The following is a 1,075-nucleotide window of genomic DNA, read 5'->3' on the forward strand; positions in this document are numbered from 1 at the left end:
GGAAGGTCTGAAGTAACCCTGTATTTCCGGTCGACTTCAGCCCTTGCTGCTTTTGAAAGCGGGCCGTCGATCAAAATCGACCAGGTAACCCGCTCAGTTCTCCGTTTTTGGCCGCCGCGAGCACCTCGCAGCAGCCATTTTCCGCATTAGGGGGCATGCCGAGATAAGGCAAAAATTAGGACATTCGTTCTGTAACCTGCTGTATCTAAAGGATTAACTTTGAGAGGCGCTGCTCAGTAGTGGCGGCTAAATATTGATCAATTATCTATGCCGAGATAATTGCAGATAATTCCCGCCGTCCGTACCCAGCGCGAGTTCATAAGATTGGAGAAATGCCGAGTTAGAGGGCCTGCGAACAGCTTTGGTCGAGGCTTTGCGCTTCGACGCATAACGGCTGCTTAGTACTGGGGGCTCTCCCAGAAGCGACAAAGGCGGCCTCAACGAGACCGCCTCAAACCAAGTTTCATCACCGGTACACGCACCCGGGAGAGGAAGCTCTTGGGCAGGTTTCAATAATAACACCGATCAAAGCGTCACTGCCAAAGCCCTCTCGCACTGCCGAGTAGCCTTCAGATAGTGTTCATTCGCTCTCTCTCGAAGCTACGGTGCGGATGGTTCGAGACCATCATGCGCAAACTCGGGGCCAAGATGACATTATCAAATGGCCAATTATCCTGGAGGCAGTTATGGAAAGGCTCCGCGAAAAACTGGATTTGCCGAGAGGCCACTACTATCTGCACGTCGCCGTACTGGCGGGCCTGCCGGTGTCGTTGATCTCCGATTTGGCAAGCGAGTTGGAGCGATCGCCAGCGCAGATCGCGCAGTGGATCACTGCGTCCCCCGGCAGTGCCGTGATGTCTATACAGGCTGGTGAGGTGTTCTGTCGTCTTATCGAGATCCTCGATGCGCTATTGGAGCTGTACGATGGGGATCTAGGAGGTGCGCTCCACTGGCTAACGGCACCGAATGTCGTGCTGTCCAATGAGAGGCCGGTCGAGGGGGTTTGGGGAGCAACGGAACAGAAAGTGCACTTAAGCCCAGCGCCTGCCCGCAAACCCTTGTGGCGTCTGGTTAG

1 pseudogene is annotated in these 1,075 nt (G+C 54.7%); it reads left to right on the forward strand.

Annotation, left to right across the window (positions count from 1 at the left end):
* Positions 1–686 precede the first annotated feature (686 nt).
* A pseudogene (locus ACW4TB_RS27485) lies at positions 687–1,075 on the forward strand (hypothetical protein); the annotation flags it as partial.

The organism is Lelliottia jeotgali, from assembly GCF_977070485.1.